17 protein-coding genes are annotated in these 21,149 nt (G+C 43.2%); 8 read left to right on the top strand and 9 right to left on the bottom strand.

Annotated features, from left to right (window positions below; genetic code table 11):
• Nucleotides 1-311 precede the first annotated feature (311 nt).
• Nucleotides 312-1,355 carry an NAD(P)H-dependent flavin oxidoreductase gene (locus FQV37_RS01760; RefSeq protein ID WP_160021041.1) on the top strand — a complete coding sequence of 348 codons (1,044 nt, stop codon included), beginning with the start codon at nt 312-314 and terminating at the stop codon, nt 1,353-1,355.
• A 25-nt stretch (nt 1,356-1,380) separates the two neighbouring features.
• Here the strand turns inward: FQV37_RS01760 and FQV37_RS01755 are convergent, their stop codons facing one another.
• On the bottom strand, nt 1,381-2,085 hold the full coding sequence (locus tag FQV37_RS01755; protein WP_160021040.1) for an aspartate/glutamate racemase family protein: 705 nt from the start codon (nt 2,083-2,085) through the stop codon (nt 1,381-1,383).
• 293 nt (nt 2,086-2,378) lie between these two features.
• On the opposite strand from FQV37_RS01755, the gene FQV37_RS01750 reads away from it, so the two are divergent.
• From FQV37_RS01750 to FQV37_RS01735, 4 genes are all read left to right on the top strand, one after another.
• Nucleotides 2,379-2,633, top strand: a complete 255-nt coding sequence (locus tag FQV37_RS01750) for a DUF2798 domain-containing protein (RefSeq protein WP_102078218.1) — start codon at nt 2,379-2,381, stop codon at nt 2,631-2,633.
• 411 nt (nt 2,634-3,044) lie between these two features.
• On the top strand, nt 3,045-4,022 hold the full coding sequence (locus FQV37_RS01745; protein ID WP_160021039.1) for a zinc-binding dehydrogenase: 978 nt from the start codon (nt 3,045-3,047) through the stop codon (nt 4,020-4,022).
• Nucleotides 4,023-4,209: 187 nt separating this feature from the next.
• Nucleotides 4,210-5,214 carry a YhdH/YhfP family quinone oxidoreductase gene (locus FQV37_RS01740; RefSeq protein ID WP_160021038.1) on the top strand — a complete coding sequence of 335 codons (1,005 nt, stop codon included), beginning with the start codon at nt 4,210-4,212 and terminating at the stop codon, nt 5,212-5,214.
• 133 nt (nt 5,215-5,347) lie between these two features.
• Complete coding sequence (locus FQV37_RS01735) at nt 5,348-6,196, top strand: HNH endonuclease (protein ID WP_160021037.1); 849 nt, start codon at nt 5,348-5,350, stop codon at nt 6,194-6,196.
• 75 nt (nt 6,197-6,271) lie between these two features.
• Here FQV37_RS01735 and FQV37_RS01730 read toward each other — a convergent pair whose 3' ends face one another.
• The 3 genes from FQV37_RS01730 to FQV37_RS01720 all read right to left on the bottom strand — a co-directional run bounded on the left by FQV37_RS01730 (nt 6,272) and on the right by FQV37_RS01720 (nt 10,316).
• Nucleotides 6,272-7,258, bottom strand: a complete 987-nt coding sequence (locus tag FQV37_RS01730; protein WP_102076599.1) for a tetratricopeptide repeat protein — start codon at nt 7,256-7,258, stop codon at nt 6,272-6,274.
• A gap of 48 nt (nt 7,259-7,306) precedes the next feature.
• Nucleotides 7,307-8,917 (bottom strand): glutamine-hydrolyzing GMP synthase, encoded by a 1,611-nt coding sequence (gene guaA / locus FQV37_RS01725; RefSeq protein WP_160021036.1) that lies wholly within the window; start codon nt 8,915-8,917, stop codon nt 7,307-7,309.
• A 241-nt stretch (nt 8,918-9,158) separates the two neighbouring features.
• Entirely contained in the window at nt 9,159-10,316 is a 1,158-nt protein-coding gene (locus tag FQV37_RS01720; protein WP_160021035.1) for a MalY/PatB family protein, read from the bottom strand.
• Nucleotides 10,317-10,682: 366 nt separating this feature from the next.
• Between FQV37_RS01720 and FQV37_RS01715 the strand changes: the two genes are divergently transcribed.
• On the top strand, nt 10,683-11,501 hold the full coding sequence (locus tag FQV37_RS01715) for a hypothetical protein (RefSeq protein ID WP_160021034.1): 819 nt from the start codon (nt 10,683-10,685) through the stop codon (nt 11,499-11,501).
• A gap of 192 nt (nt 11,502-11,693) precedes the next feature.
• On the opposite strand, the gene FQV37_RS01710 is transcribed toward FQV37_RS01715, so the two are convergent.
• On the bottom strand, nt 11,694-12,494 hold the full coding sequence (locus FQV37_RS01710; protein ID WP_160021033.1) for a crotonase/enoyl-CoA hydratase family protein: 801 nt from the start codon (nt 12,492-12,494) through the stop codon (nt 11,694-11,696).
• A gap of 229 nt (nt 12,495-12,723) precedes the next feature.
• On the opposite strand from FQV37_RS01710, the gene FQV37_RS01705 reads away from it, so the two are divergent.
• Both FQV37_RS01705 and rlmF read left to right on the top strand, forming a co-directional pair.
• Complete coding sequence (locus tag FQV37_RS01705; protein WP_160021032.1) at nt 12,724-13,479, top strand: LysE family translocator; 756 nt, start codon at nt 12,724-12,726, stop codon at nt 13,477-13,479.
• A gap of 87 nt (nt 13,480-13,566) precedes the next feature.
• Entirely contained in the window at nt 13,567-14,604 is a 1,038-nt protein-coding gene (gene rlmF / locus FQV37_RS01700; protein WP_160021031.1) for a 23S rRNA (adenine(1618)-N(6))-methyltransferase RlmF, read from the top strand.
• A gap of 106 nt (nt 14,605-14,710) precedes the next feature.
• On the opposite strand, the gene FQV37_RS01695 is transcribed toward rlmF, so the two are convergent.
• The 4 genes from FQV37_RS01695 to dnaN all read right to left on the bottom strand — a co-directional run bounded on the left by FQV37_RS01695 (nt 14,711) and on the right by dnaN (nt 21,117).
• Entirely contained in the window at nt 14,711-15,337 is a 627-nt protein-coding gene (locus tag FQV37_RS01695; protein ID WP_102078228.1) for a manganese efflux pump MntP, read from the bottom strand.
• 126 nt (nt 15,338-15,463) lie between these two features.
• Nucleotides 15,464-18,079, bottom strand: coding sequence for a DNA topoisomerase (ATP-hydrolyzing) subunit B (gyrB, locus tag FQV37_RS01690; protein ID WP_160021030.1), 2,616 nt, complete (start codon nt 18,077-18,079; stop codon nt 15,464-15,466).
• A 511-nt stretch (nt 18,080-18,590) separates the two neighbouring features.
• Nucleotides 18,591-19,802 (bottom strand): DNA replication/repair protein RecF, encoded by a 1,212-nt coding sequence (gene recF, locus FQV37_RS01685; protein WP_160021029.1) that lies wholly within the window; start codon nt 19,800-19,802, stop codon nt 18,591-18,593.
• Nucleotides 19,803-19,941: 139 nt separating this feature from the next.
• Complete coding sequence (gene dnaN, locus FQV37_RS01680; RefSeq protein WP_160021028.1) at nt 19,942-21,117, bottom strand: DNA polymerase III subunit beta; 1,176 nt, start codon at nt 21,115-21,117, stop codon at nt 19,942-19,944.
• Nucleotides 21,118-21,149: the final 32 nt, after the last annotated feature.

Below are 21,149 nucleotides of genomic sequence, written 5' to 3'. Positions count from 1 at the left end.
GAGAGACGCTATTTTAACAAAAACCTCTTATCAGGTGTCCTAAATTAGTTGACCACTACACTTCTTGCAAACTCATACCTCTGGGAGTAATGCTCATATTTTTTCTCTTTAATAATTATTCTAGTACGTATATTCCAACTATTTAATATAGCAAGCATTCAGCTACAAAACTATAGTCAAATAATCTAACTACAGACTTGTAGCCAAAACCCACCCCTTATTCAGCAACTAAATAAACACTATCTAACACGCGCACCGCCTACCTCTGCTACAGTAAGCCATGCAAACACCTTAATAAAAGGCTACCCGTCATGACCTTACTTGATACTCTAAACTTAACCTACCCTATCGTTCAAGCACCAATGGCAGGAGCAACCACACCTGAACTGGCAGCGACCGTCAGTAACTTTGGTGGACTGGGCTCATTAGGATCTGGCATGACTGCGCCAAATGTTTTGACCAGCCAAATTGATACCATTAAATCGCTCACCGACCGTCCGTTTATGGTCAATCTCATGGTATTGTCTGAGCAAGAATCCACGACCTTTGATACTGCAACACCTGCTTGGCTGAGTGAGTACTATCAAGATAATAATATCGAATTTACACTACCTCAACGCCCAGCGCAGAGCTTCGCAGAGCAACTACAAGTGCTCTATGACAATCCCGTTCCCGTTGCCAGTTTTACCTTTGGCATTATCAGTGCTGAGCAAGTTCAGCGTCTGCAAAGTTTCGGCACACGCGTCATCGGTACCGCCAATCATCCACTAGAAGCGAAAGCATGGGCAGATATTGGCGCAGATGCGGTATGTGTACAAGGGGTCGAAGCGGGTGGACATCGCGGTGGTTGGTTACCACAAAGCGAAACCGATCCTCTAGGATTATTGACACTGATTGGCCAAACGCGTGCTTGCACGGATATTCCGCTGGTTGCCGCAGGTGGCATTATGACGGGACAGGATATCAAGGCAGTACAAGCGGCAGGTGCTGAGCTTGCACAAATGGGGACGGCGTTTTTGACCACCGACCAATGCGGTATCAATGATACTTATAAACAAGCCTTACTCGATGCCAGTCACAGCAGGCGCAGCTCAGAGACACGCTTAACTCGATTATTCTCAGGTAAGCTCGCTCGTGGTTTATTAAACGATTATCTACGTGATTTTGCTCAATTTGAGAGTGCAGATGAGCTACCGCCCTACCCACAATTAAATGCCATGTCCAAATCTATGCGAGCTCATGCCTCTAAAAATATGGATGCAGAACATCAATCTTTATGGGCAGGACAAGGGGTAACTTTGGTCAAACAAGAAAGCACGTTTGAACTGCTTGAGCGACTGGTAAAAGCGTTATAGGCTTAAATATTTTTGTCAGTCCGCACTACTCTAACAAAAAATCTACCGCCGCAGCTGCATGAATAGCTGTGGTATCAAATACAGGTATGGGGCTGTCGGCTTGTTTGATAAGTAAACCAATCTCTGTGCAGCCCAAGATCACACCCTCTGCCCCTTGCGCTGCCAAATCTTTAATCACTTGACGATAATACTCTCGTGAGCTGTCTTTAAACTCACCGACACACAGCTCTTTTTTGATAATGCGATGTACTTCTGCTCTCGCCTCATCTTCCGGTATCAATACTTGTAAACCCGCATCAATAAGACGCTGCTTATAGAAATCTTGAGTCATCGTAAACTGAGTGCCAAGTAAGGCTATTTTGGTAAGATTTTGTTTTTTGATAGCATCAGTAGTCGCATCAGCGATATGAGTCAATGGCAAGTCTGTGGCGGAGCGCACGTCATCAACCAGTTTGTGCATCGTGTTAGAGGCAATCATAATTCCTTGTACGCCAGCTGCTTGTAGACGTTGAGCACTGTTAGCCATTATCACACCTAGCTCGTCCCATCTGCCTTGCTCCTGTAACGTATTGATCAATGCAAAATCCACACTATGAATCAACAAATCTGCTGAATGTAGACCGCCAAGCTGATGCTTGACACCTTCGTTAATCAGACGATAATAGCTCTCGGTACTCTCCCAACTCATACCGCCGATGATGCCTAATGTTCGTTGCTTTTGAGCTGCCATTTCATGCTCCTATGTGTTTGCTGTGATTGACTTTATCGTAGCAAAATTAACCCAGTTTAGTGCGTTATTTCTTTATACTGTCCTGCTATAAAAAACGTCCTACAGTAAAAGTGGCTATCGTGAAGCAATACTGAATCTAAGCATTTATAATAACCATTTTATTCATCGGTCAGCACGCGATATGATAGTACTCAATGGCAAATCCTAACGGCCACTACCACTATTTATTATATAAAACCGACACTCACTTCATAAGTGAAGTGTCATTAGCACCATTCAGGACACCGAATACTATGGCCAATTTTCCCACCATCAGAATACGTACGCGCCGCAAATACTACCGTCTCATCTTTACCGGTCTGATGGCGATGATGATGTCACTCATTATCTCGACGGCCTTATTGGTGGTAAAACAAGGCTTTATCGACGGATTTTTTATGGAGTTGATGCATTCATGGGGACTGGCCTTTATGTTTGCATGGCCAAGTGCATACATCTGCGCCTATCTAGTACAAGAGCACGTGCTGAGTAGGATAGAGTTTTATTAAACAGTATCGATAGCTATCATAATTCTGAGTCATCGTCGTTATAAGATAGTTTAGATATAGGGCAAGCAAGTCAAGGTTCTATAGAGAATAGACTGAACTGGCCTAATGCCGTATTCCATATATATGCGATTGACAATCTAACGCTAGAGAATATGACCGATGTAAGCCAAGCTTTCTATAACAAAATCCCGTTAGCGCAAATGTATCCAACTCCTAGACGACCAGTCTATTTTTAAGTATAGTGTCTTTGTTAGTCGATAACCTCTAAGCATCATTATCATGGTATCGTTTCTACTAGAAGAAAAAATACATTGATGAATGATCTCAATGACATGATGTTTATAGTCGGTTATTCATACTCTTAATACACTTACACATAAATTAAATCATAAATATATAAAGGAAATCACCATGCGTAGTGCTATTCATAACAGCTTTGGCAAACCTTCTGACGTATTGAGCGTTGGCGACAGCCCCATGCCGCAGCCAGCTGCCAACGAAGTCCGCATCAAAACCATCCTCTCCCCTATACACAACCATGACTTGCTAACGGTAAGTGGTCAATATGGCTATAAGCCTGAGATGCCAGCCATCGGTGGTAGTGAAGCGCTAGGTATTATCGATGCCGTGGGTGATGACGTCACAGATCTAAGCGTCGGCCAACGTGTGGCGTGCGCTAGTGTGCATGAGACGTGGGCAGAGTATTTTGTCGCACCTGCCAGCATGGTATTTAACATGCCTGATACTATCGAAGACGAATTGGCTGCTCAGCTCATCGCTATGCCGTTGTCTGCCTTAATGCTATTAGAATTTTTGGAAGTAGATAGCGGTCAATGGATTATTCATAATGCGGCGAACGGCGCTGTGGGTAAAACCCTTGCGATGCTAGCAGCAGCACGCGGTGTAAATACGATCAATCTCGTACGTAGTAAAGATGCGATAGAAGAGCTGACCTCGCTCGGTATCAAAAACAATGTCGTCACAGCTGACGATAATTGGAAAGACCAAGTTCGCGCCATCATTGGTGATGATAAGATCACAGCAGCCGTTGACTCAGTCGGTGGTGAGTCGAGCAACGAGCTACTATCATTACTGGGTAGCAAAGGCACGCTGGTCTCATTTGGTATCATGTCAGGCAAGCCAATGGCACTAGACGCTGGTAGCTTGATCTTTAAGCAGGCCGTTGTAAAAGGGTTCTGGGGCAGTAAAACCAGCCAAGAGATGGATCTAGAAAACAAACAACGTCTAATCGATGAGCTACTAGAACGCGCTTCAAACGGCGATCTAAAACTCCCTATTGAAGATATCTATAGTCTGGACGACATCACAACCGCCGTCTCTGGAAAAGTACAATCAAGCAAAAAAGGTAAAGTTATCCTGAAGCCTTAAGCGATACTCTAACCTTGCAATGACTGTCATTAAAGGTATCAAAAAATATGAAAAGTCCATTTGTATTACTCATTAGATAATACCTTGGGCTTTTTTATTTTAACCGTACTGTTGTTATGGTAATTCTAATGCAAACATAAGCAACTACCTATCAACCCAAATAATAATATTTAATAAGGATATAACCATGTCAAACGATACAACCTTTAAAGCCCTAGTCGTCGAAGAAACCAGCGATGGCGAATTCAAAAAGAGCATTCAAGAGCGCAAAGTCAGTGACTTGCCGGAAAATGACTTGCTTATCGAAGTGCATTATTCATCATTAAATTTTAAAGATGCGATGTCTGCCACGGGTAATAAACGAATCACCAAACAGTACCCGCACACCCCAGGTATCGACGCAGCTGGCGTGGTCGTCAGTGATAAATCAGGCACGTTTAGCGCAGGACAAGAAGTATTGGTATTCGGCTATGATCTTGGTATGGATACGGACGGTGGTCTCGGTCAAATGATCTCTATACCAGCAGATTGGGCGCTGCCTTGCCCAGAAACGTTGACGCTAAAAGAAGCGATGACCTATGGTACTGGCGGCTTAACCGCAGCGCTAAGTGTCCAAAAGTTAGAAAAAATGGGTGCAAAACCCAGTGATGGTCCAGTTGCTGTGACTGGCGCAACGGGCGGCGTAGGTACGATCAGTATCGCTATCTTAAAGCAGCTCGGCTATGAAGTGATTGCATTCTCAGGTAAGCCAGAGCAAAGCGAGCACTTAAAAGAGCTTGGCGCGAGCGAAGTACGTCATCGCGATACCATCAATGAAATCGGTAACAAACCTGTCGGCCGTGAGCTATGGGCAAACGCCATTGATACTATCGGCGGCGACTACCTATCTAACTTGCTCAAACAGACTAAAGCGGGCGGCGCGGTGACGAGCTGTGGTCTAGCAGGTGGCGCTGAGTTTTCGATGACGGTCATGCCGTTTATCACTAGAGCAGTATCATTATTGGGTATCGACTCGGTTTATATCCCGCTAGCTGATAAAGAAGCTATTTGGCAACGTGTCGCCACCGATATGAAGCTACCTAATCTTGAAAGCTATGGTGAAGAGATTACGCTAGAGCAAACGCCAGAATACTTAGATCGCTTTATGTCGAGCAAAGTGGTTGGGCGTTATATAGTGAATGTGAAGGGTTAGGTTTTCTTCAGAACAAATATTATAAACAGTAGCGGTGCTCTTTATCTGAAAGAGCACCGCTTTTTTAATTGACTTTAACAAACTTAAGTTTACTATATTGGTTTTATGGAATATTAACAATAAGGAAGTTAAATTGTTTGAGATAGGAAAAATTTATAATAGGCGTGCTGATATACACGGTAGATATAAGGGCCAGCAATATGGAGGTATAGCTACTCCTGCCGCTCATCCATATGTATTTATTTTTACCGGCGATGCTGGCGGCGAATATGGCTATATTGATGATTTTGACCCTAACGGCACCTTTAAATATACGGGTGAAGGCCAAGAAGGTGACATGAAAATGACCAAAGGTAATTTGGCAATTCATGATCATCAAAAAAACAATAAAGAAATTCTACTTTTCGAATCAACATCACGAGGCTTTGTACGGTTTTTAGGGTATTGTAATTACGTTTTTCATCATATTGAAGAACGGCCAGATAGAAATGGCGAGCTTCGTGTCGCTATCATTTTTCATCTAGATATGGTTAATACTAAAAATATTGATACAACTCAAACCCTGCCATCTAAAGTAGTTAAAGCCCCTAAAGCCGTTTATATCATTAAGCCTAGTAAAGGTAAATCATTACAGCAATTACGAGAAATTGCCTTAAGTTCAACACCAACCCACGCAAGCACTCAAGAAAAAATTCAGTCTATTCAAAACCGTAGTACAGCAATTAAGCTGTATGCTAAAAAAAGAGCTAATGGTTTATGCGAGGGATGTAATGAGACAGCGCCATTTGAAACTAAATCTGGACCTTATCTGGAAGTTCATCATCTAACTAGATTGGCAGATGGTGGTGCGGACTTACCTCAAAACGTTATTGCGTTATGTCCTACCTGTCATCGAAAAGCTCACTACTCTTTAGGCCATTTAGAATTTAATAATAAGTTAATAAACAAAGTTGCTGCTATCGAAGCAAAACTTATCGAGTAAAACTTTTATGTTTAAAACAAAAAACACCCAACTAAGTTGAGTGTTTTAACTAAAGAGAAGTGCCGCTAAATCAAATTATTTTTTCTTCTTTTTCTCAGCACGTTTTTTCTCAATCAGGGTTTGAGCGGTAGTATTTTCTTCCCACCAATCGCCCATATCTTGCCAGTAGAGATAAGCCTGCTCTTTACCACCAATTTCGATACCATAACTATTGATACCCATACCGCGTGGTCTAGGATGACGCTTTTTAAGAATTTCATGCGCCACTTCAGGCAAGTTATCTTTTGCGATATCCCACTCTTTTTCAGCCTTATCTAATTTATCTTGATAACAGTAAGCCAGCACCTTACCGAAAGCGATATTTGCAAGCATATCCTCTGGATAGTTGTCGCAAATTCGAATTATTTTCTGATACTCTTCGGTAAACATGTACCATTCTATCAGCGCTTCACGCATACCTAGGTTGTCATTAGGGCAAACTTGTAGCAGCCTTTCTCCCTGCTCGCAGGCTTCATCAAAGCTCATATTGTCAGCATAGACATTTGCCAGCTGAAACAGCGCTCGCAAAAAGGGACGGTTCTCCATGATGCCCCATGGCAGCTTACTTTTTTGCCAATTAAAGTTTTTGGGGAAATACTCTAAGTATAGGCGCATACATTCGCGGCTACTCAATAGTGCTAAAAAGCTGTCATCATGCTGCTCACACAAAAATGCTAAGTTAAAGTAAGCATCAGGGTCATTCATATTCTCTAATACTAAAAACTGAGCAATATCACGAGCCACTTCATAACCTTCTTTCTCCAGCGTCATCTGTATCACTTGGAATGAGGTTGGCGGCTGCTCATCAAAGTCTTGCACAATTTCATGCTGAAATTTGGTCATGACTTCATTCATAATATCGTTGATATCACGACCTCTTTTTACCTCGGCATCTACAAAGGCTTTTATTTTAAGATTAAGCGCTCTACCAGCGCCAAGCGCATTTGATCTATTGTCAGCCGACTTATCGCTAACGTCATCTTCAAACATCCACTCGTTTTGTCCCACATGAACCAGTTTCATAGTCCATCACTCCTTTGCGTTGATATTACAATCATAGCATATGAATAATTATTCCCACTCAATCGTCGCCGGCGGCTTGCTCGACACATCATAGGTCACACGAGATACTTCAGCGATTTCGTTCATAATGCGGTTTGATACGGTCTCGATCAAATCATATGGCAGATGCGCAAAACGTGCAGTCATAAAGTCTACGGTCTCAACTGCACGTAGCGCGATTACCCATGCATAGCGGCGACCATCACCGACCACGCCGACAGATTTGATTGGTTGGAATACCGCAAAGGCTTGCGCGGTTTTGTCATACCAGCCTGAACGCTCAAGCTCTTCCATAAAGATGGCATCAGCTTGACGTAAAATATCTGCATATTCTTTGGTCACTTCGCCCAAAATACGCACGCCCAAACCTGGACCTGGGAACGGATGGCGATTGATCATTTTAGGCGGCAAACCAAGCGTGATACCAAGTTTACGCACTTCATCTTTAAATAGATCGCGTAACGGCTCAACCAATTCAAATGCCAAGTCATCTGGCAAACCGCCTACGTTATGATGGCTCTTAATGACGTGTGCTTTGCCTTGATGCGACTTAGCAGATTCAATGACGTCTGGGTAAATCGTACCCTGTGCTAAGAATTCAACAACTTTACCATCGCTCTGCTCGCTCACTTGACGCGCGCTTTCAGCGAATACGTCAATAAAGGTTTTACCGATGATTTTACGTTTGGCTTCTGGATCAGACTGGCCTGCCAATGCGTTTAAGAACAAGTCTTCTGCATTGACGCGGATGACTTTTACGCCCATATTTTCTGCAAAGATTTGCATCACTTGGTCGCCTTCATGCAGACGCAATAGGCCGTTATCGACGAACACACAAGTCAGCTGATCGCCGATTGCTTTGTGCAATAGCGCGGCAACGACTGAACTGTCCACACCGCCCGATAGACCTAGCAATACTTGCTTGTCACCGATTTGCTCTTTTAGCTGTGCGATACGCATATCAGCGATATTGTCTGGCGTCCACTCACCTGCACACTCACAGATTTGATGAACGAAACGACCAAGCAGCGCTTGACCTTGTAGAGTATGCGTGACTTCTGGATGGAACTGTAGACCGTAGTATTGCTTGTCATCATTGGCCATAATCGCGATTGGACAGCTTGGCGTGTTAGCAATGATATCAAAGCCTTCAGGTACTTCGATGACCTTGTCACCATGACTCATCCAAACGTTTAGCTTGGCAGCCGCGCCGTCAGTCTTGCTGTCTTCGATACCGTCAGTCAGCTGCGAGTGACCATTTACTTCGATGGTCGCTGCACCAAACTCATGGATATCACTGGCATGAACTTGCCCGCCGAAACGTTCTGCCATTGCTTGCATACCGTAGCAGATACCTAGTACTGGCACGCCTAGGTCAAATACCGCATCGTTGATACGTGGGCTGTTTTCTGCGTGGACGCTCTCGGGGCCACCTGACAAGATGACGCCTTTTGCGCCAAAATCGATGATGCGCTGAGTGTCAATGTCATAAGGGAACATCTCACAAAACACCCCAGAATCGCGCACACGGCGAGCGATTAACTGGCTATATTGCGAGCCAAAATCGAGGATTAAGATGCGATCTTCTTTGATTGCAGGAGTGGCAGCAGCAGTGGTCATAAATCGATATCCATCAATAGATAAATTGGTGCCCTATTTTAACAAGTTTACGCCCTCTATTGGCTATTAGATGATGAATTATTCGCGATTATTATTAGGGCGTACCTTCAATTCACTCGATAGTCGTCTAAATAGGCTAAAAATAAGAACAGAAGAGACAGTAAGCCCAATCATAAGCCCAGTGACAAACAGACTATCTGCCTCTCCATTTAGCAAGGACCCGTACTACTTACTGCACTTACTACGTAGCATCACCCAACGCTGCATGCATACGAGTCAACCCTTCTAATAGCAATGCTCTAGGACATGCAACATTAATCCGCATTTTAAGATGCCCTTCCTCACCATATTTGAACCCCGCACTCAACTCAACCTTGGCAGCTCTAAGCGCGTCATATAATGCCTGATCGTCTTGGCTATATGCGGAGCAATCTAGCCAGATTAGGTACGATGCTTCTGGGCGCATGATTTTAATATCAGGCAAATGCTTATTTAAAAACTGCACCGTCAATTCAATATTGGCCTCGATATAACTAAGCGCCTGCTCTAGCCACTCACCGCCATGCTCATAAGCACTACGCATGGCTGTATACGCAAATAGATTCAGCTCATACTCATCATTTAACTGCTGCTGCCGGCTGATTTTTTTGACCAATGCCTCATCTGTTGCAAATATCATAGAGCCTTTGATACCTGCGATGTTGAAGGTTTTGGTCATCGAAGTCAGGCTGACTACATTGTGCTCATAGCCTTTTGCTAGTGTCAGAAATGGCGTAAACGTATGACCAGTCAAGGTAAAATCTTGATGAATCTCGTCACTAACAATCGCCACGTTGTGCTTTTTACAAATCGCAAGTAGCGCTTCCAGCTCGTCCCTCGTCCATACACGCCCGCCAGGATTATGCGGATTGCACAGTAGATAAAGCTTAACCTCATGCTCGATGATTTTGGCTTCGATATCGGCCAAGTCTAGATGATACTTACCCTCGGCTTCTTTCAGTGCAGAAAGTACAAGCTTGCGACCATTTTGCTCAACCTTGCTCATAAAGGGTGTATAAATAGGATCGTTGACCATTACCGCCTCGCCTACCTTGGTAAAGACATTCATCATCAGCGCTAGGCTTGGCACGACACCAGGGGAAAACAAAATATTTTGCTTTTCTAACTGCAAGTCATAACGACTGCCATGCCAGTTAATAATCGAGTTGTATAAGGCATCAGTAGGCTTGGTATAACCCAAAATGCCATGCTGCATGACTTGCTCAACCGCGCTTAATATCGGTGCGGCAGCCTTAAAATCCATGTCCGCCACCCATAGCGCAATTGTCTCATCGCTATAGTGCCACTTGAGTGACCCGGTATCGCGTCTGTCGATTATTTCATCAAAGTTATATTGCATTGGTACTCTTCTTATTTGGAATAATAATGGTTTGGAACGTCGAAAACACAGCGCAATATGTGCACTATATTATCAATATACGCTACGCTATCTGCTCTAGTAGATTAAGGCGCATTCGATTTTTTACAAATAATTAAAGTGCTTTTAGACCTTAATTATCCATTTATCGGCTTAAATAACCTTCAAAGATATAAAGTAAACATTATTTCAATAATGATTAAAAATTAATGCTACATTAAGGTTTCGGACTCTATCTATCATAAAGTTATTTGTGCCAGAGTGCGCTGATGTTGCCATGATTATAATCTATCAACATCTACCCAAACTACCTAATAAGCCATCAAGGCTAACAAAAAGGAATGAAGAATGAAAATGGACTTTTTACCGAAATCAGTACTAAAGATTAGTGCCCTTACCTTTGCCATTGCCGCAACCGCTTCTTGCACTGCTATGGCAACAGGAACTGACCATCAGACTGCAAGCGCAACTAGCAGCACCGCCATCACTCTCGGCAATGCTGCCACGACTAGCGGCACCAATGATACCGTTGCCATTGGTAGTCAGGCCAATGCAGGATTAAACTCAGCTACTGCCGTTGGCGGTCAAGCTAACGCTGCTGGTCTAGGCTCAACCTCTATTGGTTGGCAATCAAAAGCCACTGCCGAACGTGCACAAGCTTTTGGTCATCTAGCCAATGCAAGTGGTGTACGCTCTACCGCTGTCGGTGAGGCAGCTATGGCGGGTGGCAATAATGATACAGTTGCTGTCGGGAATAAAGCCAATGCAGGTCTAAATTCAGCAACAGCCGTAGGCGGTGAAGCTAATGCCGCTGGTCTAGGCTCAACCTCTATCGGTTGGCAGTCAAAAGCTACCGCTGAACGCGCACAAGCGTTTGGTCATCTAGCCAATGCAAGCGGTATGCGCTCTACCGCTATTGGTGAAGCGGCTATGGCACAAGGCGCAACTTCGGTGGCGGTCGGTAATAAATCTATGGCAGGCGGCATGAACAGTATCGCTATCGGTAACGAGGCAAAAGCGTCTAAAGATAACCAAGTCGTGTTAGGTAACGCTGGACAAGTTCAGTCGAGTACCGCAGCACAATCAGGTACGGTCAGAATCGTCACAATCGATGACAATGGCACCTTAGGTACGATGATGGTTGATTACTACCAGAAAGCTAAATAATTATAGTTGAATGGTCAACACTGACGCTGTTGTAGTCAGTCATACTAGATAAAACAAAAACCTCGCAATTGCGAGGTTTTTTTGGCTGGTATGTTCGACTAAACAGGACTTTTACGGAAGTTTAAAAGATAATCACACATATCGAACTTTTATCTTTTGCTTATGAGAAATAACTCTTAAACCATACTAGTATTAACGCCCCTTAAACTCAGCCTCACGTCTCTCAACCATCGCCATTACACCCTCTTTCGCATCTTCTGAATGAAACAGCGGTGGTAAGTAGCTATGGATATTGGCCAATGCAGTCGCTGCCCCATTAAGGCTAGCATCTTGTGCTGAAGACAATGCCCCTCTCACACCCAAAGGCGCGGCTTTGCAGATCTCTTGTGCCAACGTCAATGCTCGATCGTATTCAGTCCCATTTGCTACCACTTCACTGACCAAATTCAGTCTATCAGCCGTTTGCGCATCGAATGCTTTACCAGTGAGTAGATACGGCATGGCTTTTTGCCAACCTGCTGCCGCGACAAAACGCACCGTCGCACCGCCAAATGGCATGATGCCGCGCTGGACTTCCATTTGTGCAAAGTTGCAGTTGTCACTGGCGATGACCACATCACTGTTGAGCATCAGCTCGATAGCCACAGTGAAGCATGTGCCTTTGACCGCCACGACCACAGGTTTGGTACGCAGTTTTCCACCGATGCCCCACGGGTCTATTTGATCATCATTAAACTCAAACACACCATCGTTTAGCTTGGCTTGTAGCTCTACCAAATCCAGCCCAGCGGTAAAATGATCTCCATGGGCAAATATTAATGCACAGCGTAAGTTGTCGTCTTGCTCGTAGCGAGTCATGGCGTCAGACAGTTGGGCAATCATATGACTGTCAAAGGCGTTGCGTTTGTTGGCACGGTTTAGCCCGACAAGGCAAACATGGCCTTGTGTGTTATAAGTGATGCGGTTCTCTGTGGCGTTACTATCCGTAGTCATGGTTCCATCCTTGTTAAAGTAATCATTGGCATATAATGAGTGGTTATATAGTCGAATCTCAATAATTTATCTATAGAAATTGAGCGATAAGTCACCTTTAATATAGACACCCTCGTTCTATAACACAAGCAATAGAGATGACTCGCATAGTGCAAAAATCGATAAAAGTTGACCTCATTTACGATAAGTGCAACTATGTTGCAGGTCTAAATATGGTTCAGAGTATTTTATGGAATTTTGGCACGGTTTTTTGCTCATTACTAGCGTACACCTATTAGCTGCGGCCTCACCTGGCCCTGATTTTGTCTTAGTCTCGCAGCAGACATTAGCAAAAGGTCGACGCACAGGTTTGATTTGTAGTCTCGGTATTACCCTAGGTCTTGCCGTCCATATTATCTATTCTGTATTAGGACTGGCGACTGTCATTGCTCATTCGCAGCCATTATTGACTACTATTAAATGGTTGGGTGGTGGCTATCTGATTTACTTAGGTTGGCAAGGTATCCAAGCTAAGCCTAAAAAACCAGCAGATTTAGAAACAGCTCATCTTTTAGAAAAAACACATGCTTTAAAAAAAGTAGGCCCGCAAGTAGGTTCAAGCGCTCACGTTTCGCAAGATTCGCTTACTAGCCAAACCACACCTACAACAAGAGAAGCCACTATCAAAAAATCGTCTAGTAATGGCGAATCTACCTTTGCCACGTTGCGTCGCGGATTTCTTTGTAATGTCTTTAACCCAAAAGCGCCTATCTATTTTGTAGCTATTTTTACTCTTGTATTGTCGCCTGATATCCCGCTTTGGCAATTGGCTATTTATGGTGTATGGATGATGGTGTTACAGATGGCGTGGTTTAGTACGGTCGTCATGCTACTCTCTATCCCTGCGGTACATCGACGCTTCCAAAGGTTTGAGCATTGGATCGACCGTGTATTGGGTACTGCGATGATCGTATTAGGGCTTAACTTGATATTACGTCACCGATAAGCGACCGATAAAGCGCGGATAAACAATTAGCAACCTGCGAAATCTGCTACACTGGTTACTTATATCCATATATCGTAGCCTGACATTATGACAAGTAAGCCCATGACCCGTAACCCTGCAAATAGTAAACACAGAAATAGATCTCCTGCGACCGCGAAAAAACTCGGTCAGCTGCACCCACGCAACCCGCACCAAGGTCGTTATGACTTTGCAATACTGACTCGCGCCTTACCAGAGCTTGCTGACCACACCATTACCAACCCTAAAGGTGAGTCGACGATTAACTTCTCGGATCATCAGGCTGTTCGCGTGCTAAATAAAGCACTGTTGGCGAACTATTACGGGGTTAAATTTTGGGACATTCCTGAAGGTTATCTATGTCCGCCTATTCCTGGACGTGCCGACTATATTCACTATATCGCGGATTTACTGGCGCAAACCACTCACGTAAACGCCGATAACACACCGCCAACGGGTAAAGAAATTCACGCCCTTGATATCGGTACTGGTGCCAGTGCTATCTACCCTATCGTTGGTAGTCAAAGCTATGGCTGGCGCTTTACAGCAAGTGACATTGACCCTATCTCAGTCAACACCGCAGCGCTGATTTGTGAAGCTAATCCAAAACTAAAGAGTGCGGTCAAAGTAAAGCTGCAGCCTGAGCCTAAGTTTATCTTTAAAAACATCATTGGTCGTCAAGATTATTTTGATGTCGTGGTTTGTAACCCTCCGTTTCATGCTTCATTAGAAGAAGCGATGGAAGCCAATAGTCGCAAGCAACACAACTTGCAGCGTCATCGTGGTAAAAATGAAAGCGAGCAAATCAGCCGTAGCTCAACCAAATCAGGCAACGCTGCGCAAAACCTAAACTTCGGTGGTCAGCATAAAGAGCTATGGAGTGAAGGTGGCGAGATTGCCTTCCTGACCAAGATGGCAAAAGAAAGTCAGAGCTTTGCAGAACACGTTGGCTGGTTTACTACTTTAGTGTCGAAATCTGAAAACGTTAAGCCATTGCAATTATTATTAAAGCAGCTAAACGTCGCTCAAATGCGTATCATCGAGATGAGCCAAGGTCAAAAAAGCACTCGCGTACTAGCTTGGCGTTTTGATACTGACGAAGAGTAATCACTAAGCAAAATTGTCAATTCGAGTTTCACGTGAAACAAAGAAGCACCGCTTTGATATTCAAAGCGGTGCTTTTGTATAAATACTCAGTAAAAATCTAAATAAATTAGCTAAAAAACATCACTTTTAGACCAATTGCAATAAGCACGATACCGCCCAATGCTTCAGCTTTATCCTCTAGCCATGTGCCTGAGCGACGTCCCAAATAGACCCCGATCCAGCCAAATATAGCAGTTACTACAGCGATAATTAAGCAAGCTAACCACGCATTCAGTGCCAATAAATTCAGCGTAAACCCTGCCGCCATTGCATCAATACTGGTTGCAACCGCTAACGTAAACATAGTGCGGTGATTGATATGTCCATGCTTACTCGTGGCTGTTACTGTATCACTATCAGTGTTAATAGCATCATCATTGACGTCCAGATCATCACTGTCAGTATCTGACTCATCAGCAGTAAACACTTCATAAAGCATTTTCCCACCTAGAGCAATCAATATAGTACCGCCAATCCAAGGTGCAGCAGCGGCCAGCCAACCCAACATTGCCGCACCTAATAAGTATCCAATAAGAGGCATTATCCCCTGAGCGATACCAAAGTAAAGCGCAGCATAAATAGCCAAGCGCAGTACATATTGATGACTATATTTTTGAGCCTTAGCACCCAACCCTATCGACACTGCAAACGCATCCATCGCTAAAGCAATAGCGAGTAAAATTACTTCAATCATTTGATTTCCACAGATTGTAATTATTAGGTAATAGCAACACTAACAAATGAGTTTCACGTGAAACAAAAATACCGCCTTGAATATTAAAGCGGTATTTTTATAAATTGTCAGTAACCAATTTTAAATTTAGATATCTAAGTTCGATACTGTTAGCGCATTCTCTTCAATAAAGATACGACGCGGTTCAACGTGATCACCCATTAAACAGGTAAACATATGGTCAGCAGCGATAGCATCTTCGATCGTAACGCGTAGCATACGACGGTTTTCAGGATCCATCGTTGTATCCCACAGCTGGTCGGCGTTCATCTCACCTAGCCCTTTGTAACGCTGGATAGCTAGACCACGACGCGCATCCAGCATCATTTGTTGCCATAGGTAATCAAAGTCACGTACTGGGATATCTTTCGTTGTGCCCGCACTTGCTTCACGGCGAATAAAGGCATCGCTCTCAAGCAATGTATTCCACTCACTCGATAGACGTAGCAGTTTGCCATACTCACCAGAGTTGATAAAGCTAGCATCTAATAGATAATGGTGTGCCAGTTGATGCACGTATACCGTGACGCGTGGTAGCCACTGTGCCTTGGTAGATAAAGCCTCACTATCTGACGCTTCGCCTTCTGCGGTACCTACTACTGGCGTCATACCCAATAAATCTGCTGCGGCTGCGTCCATATTTTTTGGCTGCGGTGCATGAATATTAACCAATTCAATCTCAGGGCTTAGATCGCTACCGAAGTGATCAAGCTTAGTCTGCATCGCTGTTTTCCAATCCTGCATGGCAGACTCATCATAAGTCATATCAGTGCTAAGTTTTGGCGTATGCGTCAATGCGTCCAAAATTACCGCTGGGAAGCGAATCTGCAAACGCGCTTTGATCAACTGCGTTTGGTTATAGTCATTAAGCAGTGTCTCAAGCGCTTGACCAGTAATCGCAGGCGCATCGGCACTGATATGTAGCTTGGTATTATCAATCGTTGAAGACAATAGATACGCTTTAAGCGCTTCATCATCTTTTAGGTATAACTCTTGACGACCTTTTTTCACTTTGTATAGCGGTGGCTGAGCAATATATACATAACCACGCTCGATCAATTCAGGTGTTTGACGGAAGAAAAACGTCAATAACAAGGTACGAATATGTGAGCCATCAACGTCGGCATCGGTCATGATAATGATTTTGTGGTAGCGTACTTTATCAGGATTATACTCATCAGGACCAATACCACAACCTAATGCAGTAATCAGGTTACCCACCTCAGCAGATGATAGCATCTTATCAAAACGAGCACGCTCGACGTTCAGAATCTTACCTTTTAATGGCAAAATTGCTTGCGTTTTTCGGCTACGACCTTGTTTAGCTGAGCCACCTGCAGAGTCACCCTCCACAATATATAGTTCAGATAATACTGGATCTTTTTCTTGGCAATCGGCTAACTTACCAGGCAGACCTGCAATATCCAAAGTGGTCTTACGACGCGTCATTTCACGTGCTTTACGAGCCGCATCACGTGCACGCGCTGCATCGATAATCTTATTCGCAATGGCTTTACCAGCACCTGGATTCTCTAACAGATAGTCATTGAACTTATCATGCATCGCTGATTCAACAGCAGATTTCACTTCGCTTGATACTAGCTTATCTTTGGTCTGACTTGAGAATTTTGGATCTGGTACTTTCACAGAGACAATTGCAGTCAACCCTTCACGAGCATCATCACCCGTTGCAGCAACCTTTTCTTTTTTGAATAAGTTTTCACGATCCATATAACTGTTCAAACAACGCGTCAATGCTGAACGGAAACCAGATAAGTGAGTACCACCATCTTTTTGCGGGATGTTGTTAGTGAAACACAGTACTTTTTCGTTATACGTATCTGTCCACTGTAGCGCGACTTCTACGCTGATACCGTCGTCTTGCTGACTGGTAAAATGGAATACTTCATTGATACTGTCTTTACCAGCATTGATATAGCTAACAAACTCTAGCAAGCCACCTTTATGCTCAAACTCGTGACGCTTATCAATACGCTCATCAGTCAAAACAATACGCACACCAGAGTTCAAAAATGATAGCTCACGTAAGCGTTTTGCTAAGATATCGTACTCAAAAATTGTACCGGTGAACACATCACTGCTAGGATAAAAGCAGATTTGGGTACCTGTCTGATCGGTTGCTTCCATCTGTTGGATATCGCTATCAGGTACGCCATCAGTATAAGTCTGATGGTAGTGATAGCCTTCGCGCCAGATATTCATCTCAAGTTTTTGAGACAGAGCGTTAACTACTGATACCCCCACACCGTGCAAGCCACCTGACACTTTATAGCTATTGTCATCGAACTTACCACCTGCATGCAAGACCGTCATAATAACCTGCGCCGCTGATACACCCTCTTCTGGATGAATATCAACAGGCACACCGCGACCGTTATCCATCACACTGACAGATTCATCTTCGTGAATAACGATATCAATCTGATCACAGTGACCAGCAAGCGCCTCATCGATAGAGTTATCCACTACCTCAAAGACCATATGATGCAAGCCTGTGCCATCATCGGTATCGCCGATATACATACCAGGACGCACACGTACGGCCTCTAACCCACGCAATACGCGAATATCTTTAGAACTATAATCAGAAGGCAATAATTCTGAAACTACAGTAGGCACGGTGGCTTCAGTAGCACTGTCGTCTATCAATTGCTCGTGGTCAATAGGTAATGAATCACTCATGTACATTCCTTAATCTAGCCATAATCAGCCATTTACGATTAGCGCACTTATAAAAAGTCCGCTACATAGTGGCATCTTAGAATTAACGTCTATTATTCATAATCTAAAGTGCATATGAGCAGCTAAACCACTAACCACCGTTAGCCTCAAAAAAGGCTGCACAGAGATAAAATTAGTAAATTATTTATTAGTAATAGTCTTTGTTTTTCTAGACATTGTCAAAACTATTGAAATAAATAAAATACATAATTATCAAATACTTATAGATAATTGAAAAATAGAAATCTTTTCTATGATGCTATCAAATAAATTGCTGAGCACAGGACAAAAATAAAGGGTTATTTTAACATTTTTTTGCTTCTAAGTCACTGTTTACTGAGAGTTTTACGGTCTGTGAAAGGTCGTCTTAACATAGTAACTGTCAGGACAGATAGTAGTGGCTAGTGTATTGAATAATGAGAAGTTAAAGTAGATGGGTAATCATCAAAAGTATAAGCAGAAAAATGAAGTATTAGTTAGTAAATGAGATTTTTCCTTGTTTCACGTGAAACGTATTCGGTTGTAGCCAAAGTTCATGAACTAAAGGTAAAATATCGTCTGCCAGACTGGTCATAAATACTTGGCAAGGGAGTTTAGCTAGGGTCGATAGCAGTATTTCTATAGCTCTATCATCTAATTCTGCAGTGATATCATCTAGAAGCACAACAGGTGTCGCTCTCGATGATAAATCATCATTGAGTGAGTCACTGCGCTCTCTATCGTTTAGCAACAGTGGTAGTTGCGATAAGCGCAGTGAAGTAATGAGCAGTTTCTTTTCACCGCGAGACAATACGTTTGCTGCTTGCTCTTTTAAAGTCGGTAATTTGGTTTGGATACTATTTACTGAAGCTGCTGTTCTCGCATCTGTCGTTTGATCACTTATAGACTCATCAGAACGCCAATGCACATGAATATCAGCACGATGATTGCCTATACGAGTATATCCCAATTGCAAATCCTGCTCTAACCGCTCATTAAGCTGCACATCTAGCGCGACACTGGTGTCATAACCAGCGTTATAGCTTAGGCTCAGTTGCTCAGCGTAAGAAGGCAATAGCTGTACGATGCTCTTGGCAAAATAAGGCTGCCATTCAGTAAATACTTGCTCGCGATAATGATGAATCAAGGCAGCGTGGTTGCTCAACCCTTTATCCCATGATTTCAGCTCAGAAAGCTGTACTTGGGTTAAATGACGAGTCCTCTTTAGCAAACTATTGCGCTGTTTCAGTAGGCGTTGATAAGCCATCCATTGTGGATGAAACCCTTGTTTCATGTGAAACACCAACCAATCTAACAGCTGTCGACGGCTCGCACTTCCCTGCTCCAACATATCCATCGTCGATGGATCTATCAGCAACGTAGGTAGCTGCTCTGTTAAGATACTCTGGTTGTAAACAGTGGTTTGATTGAGACGTAGTATAGTCGTAGCATCTGCTTGCTTTTGAATAGCTAAAGTACGGCTATCATTGAGCTTAGCATGAACAGTCGTGTTATTTTGATGATGTTGGATATAACGTTTTGGCTGGTGATGACGAAAGCTCTTACCTCTTGATAACAAGAATATAGATTCGAGCAACGAGGTTTTACCACTGCCATTTGCACCAATAATTATGTTGCAGGCAGCAGGCTCTAAACTAATTTTAGTAAGGTTTCTAAGATGGGATATTTGTAGACGTTCAATCATGGTATCGATAGCCGCCCATTAAAGCCTGCTAATCTAGCAGGCAAAAGTTTATTAAAAATTAATATTCAGTACTAAAAACAAAGTTCTTTAAAACGTACTATTTCTATTCAATTTTGTTTGTCTCTAAAGAAAAAAAACACTATATACGCATTGGCATGATGACATATTGATGGAACTCATCATTTAGTTGATTGACCAATACAGAGGCATTCGATTGGCTCATATGCATTTGTAAATCGCCTTGGATAACGCCCAATACATCTTGCAGATACGCAGCATTAAACGACAGCTCCATCGGCTCACCTTGATACTTAGCTTGTATCATCTCGACTGCTTCATCCTGCTCAGCATTATTAGCACGTACTTCGACCATACCATCGCTAGCAAAATTAAAGACCACACCACGAGATTTTTCATTACTCAAGATGGCAACACGACGTAGTACGTCTGTCATTTTTTCTTGACTGAATAAAGCCAATTTATCAGTATTGCTCGGCATCACACGGCGATAATCAGGGAACTTACCATCAATTAAACGTGCGGTAAACGTCACCATTAGATCTTGGCTAACTTGCCCTGCACTATCTACATCACCAAACGGCAAACTTACTTGTAAAAACTCTCGGCCAAAACTTAGGGTAACTGCGTTGTCCTGATCACCCAACATTTTACCAAGCTCAGAAGCTAGACGCTCAAGTTCGATCACTGCCTTACGTGGCAAGATAGCCTGCATATTGAGATCTGCGCTTACATTGATAACACTACGGGCTAATGCCAATCTATGGCCATCTGTTGCTACCGTTGTCAGTTGCTGCTGTGAAACGTCAAACAACATACCTGTTAAGTAATAGCGTACATCTTGAATCGCCATCGCAAACTGCGTTTTGTGAATCAAATCTGTCAGACGATTACGGCTGATAGTCAGAGGTGTGATATTCTCAGGGTTACCCAAGCTCGGATAGTCTTCGCTTGGCAATGTTCCTAATGTAAAACGACTCTTACCACTAGTTAATAAGCAACGCTCATTTGCTTGAGTTGCTAGATTAACTTGAGCCTGTGCAGGTAGCGATTTACAAATATCTTTTAGCTTGGTTGCAGGAAGTGTCGTTGTACCTGCTTCTACACAAGCACCAGCAGGCAATTTCAATGTCGATGTCAGCTCTACCTCTAAATCTGACGCTGTTAAGATAAGCTCAGATTCTGATAGCTGTAGCTTGATATTACCCAATATAACCATATTGTGGCGTTTATCAGCGGCTTTGGCGATCAAGTTGATAGCTTTTAGTAACGATTCTCGATTGATCGATAATTGCATGCTTAATTACTCTTATTTGAATGATTTTTTTA

Source organism: Psychrobacter nivimaris (assembly GCF_009812035.1).
GTDB classification, from domain to species: domain Bacteria; phylum Pseudomonadota; class Gammaproteobacteria; order Pseudomonadales; family Moraxellaceae; genus Psychrobacter; species Psychrobacter nivimaris.
This window is presented reverse-complemented; position numbering and strand designations above follow the sequence as displayed.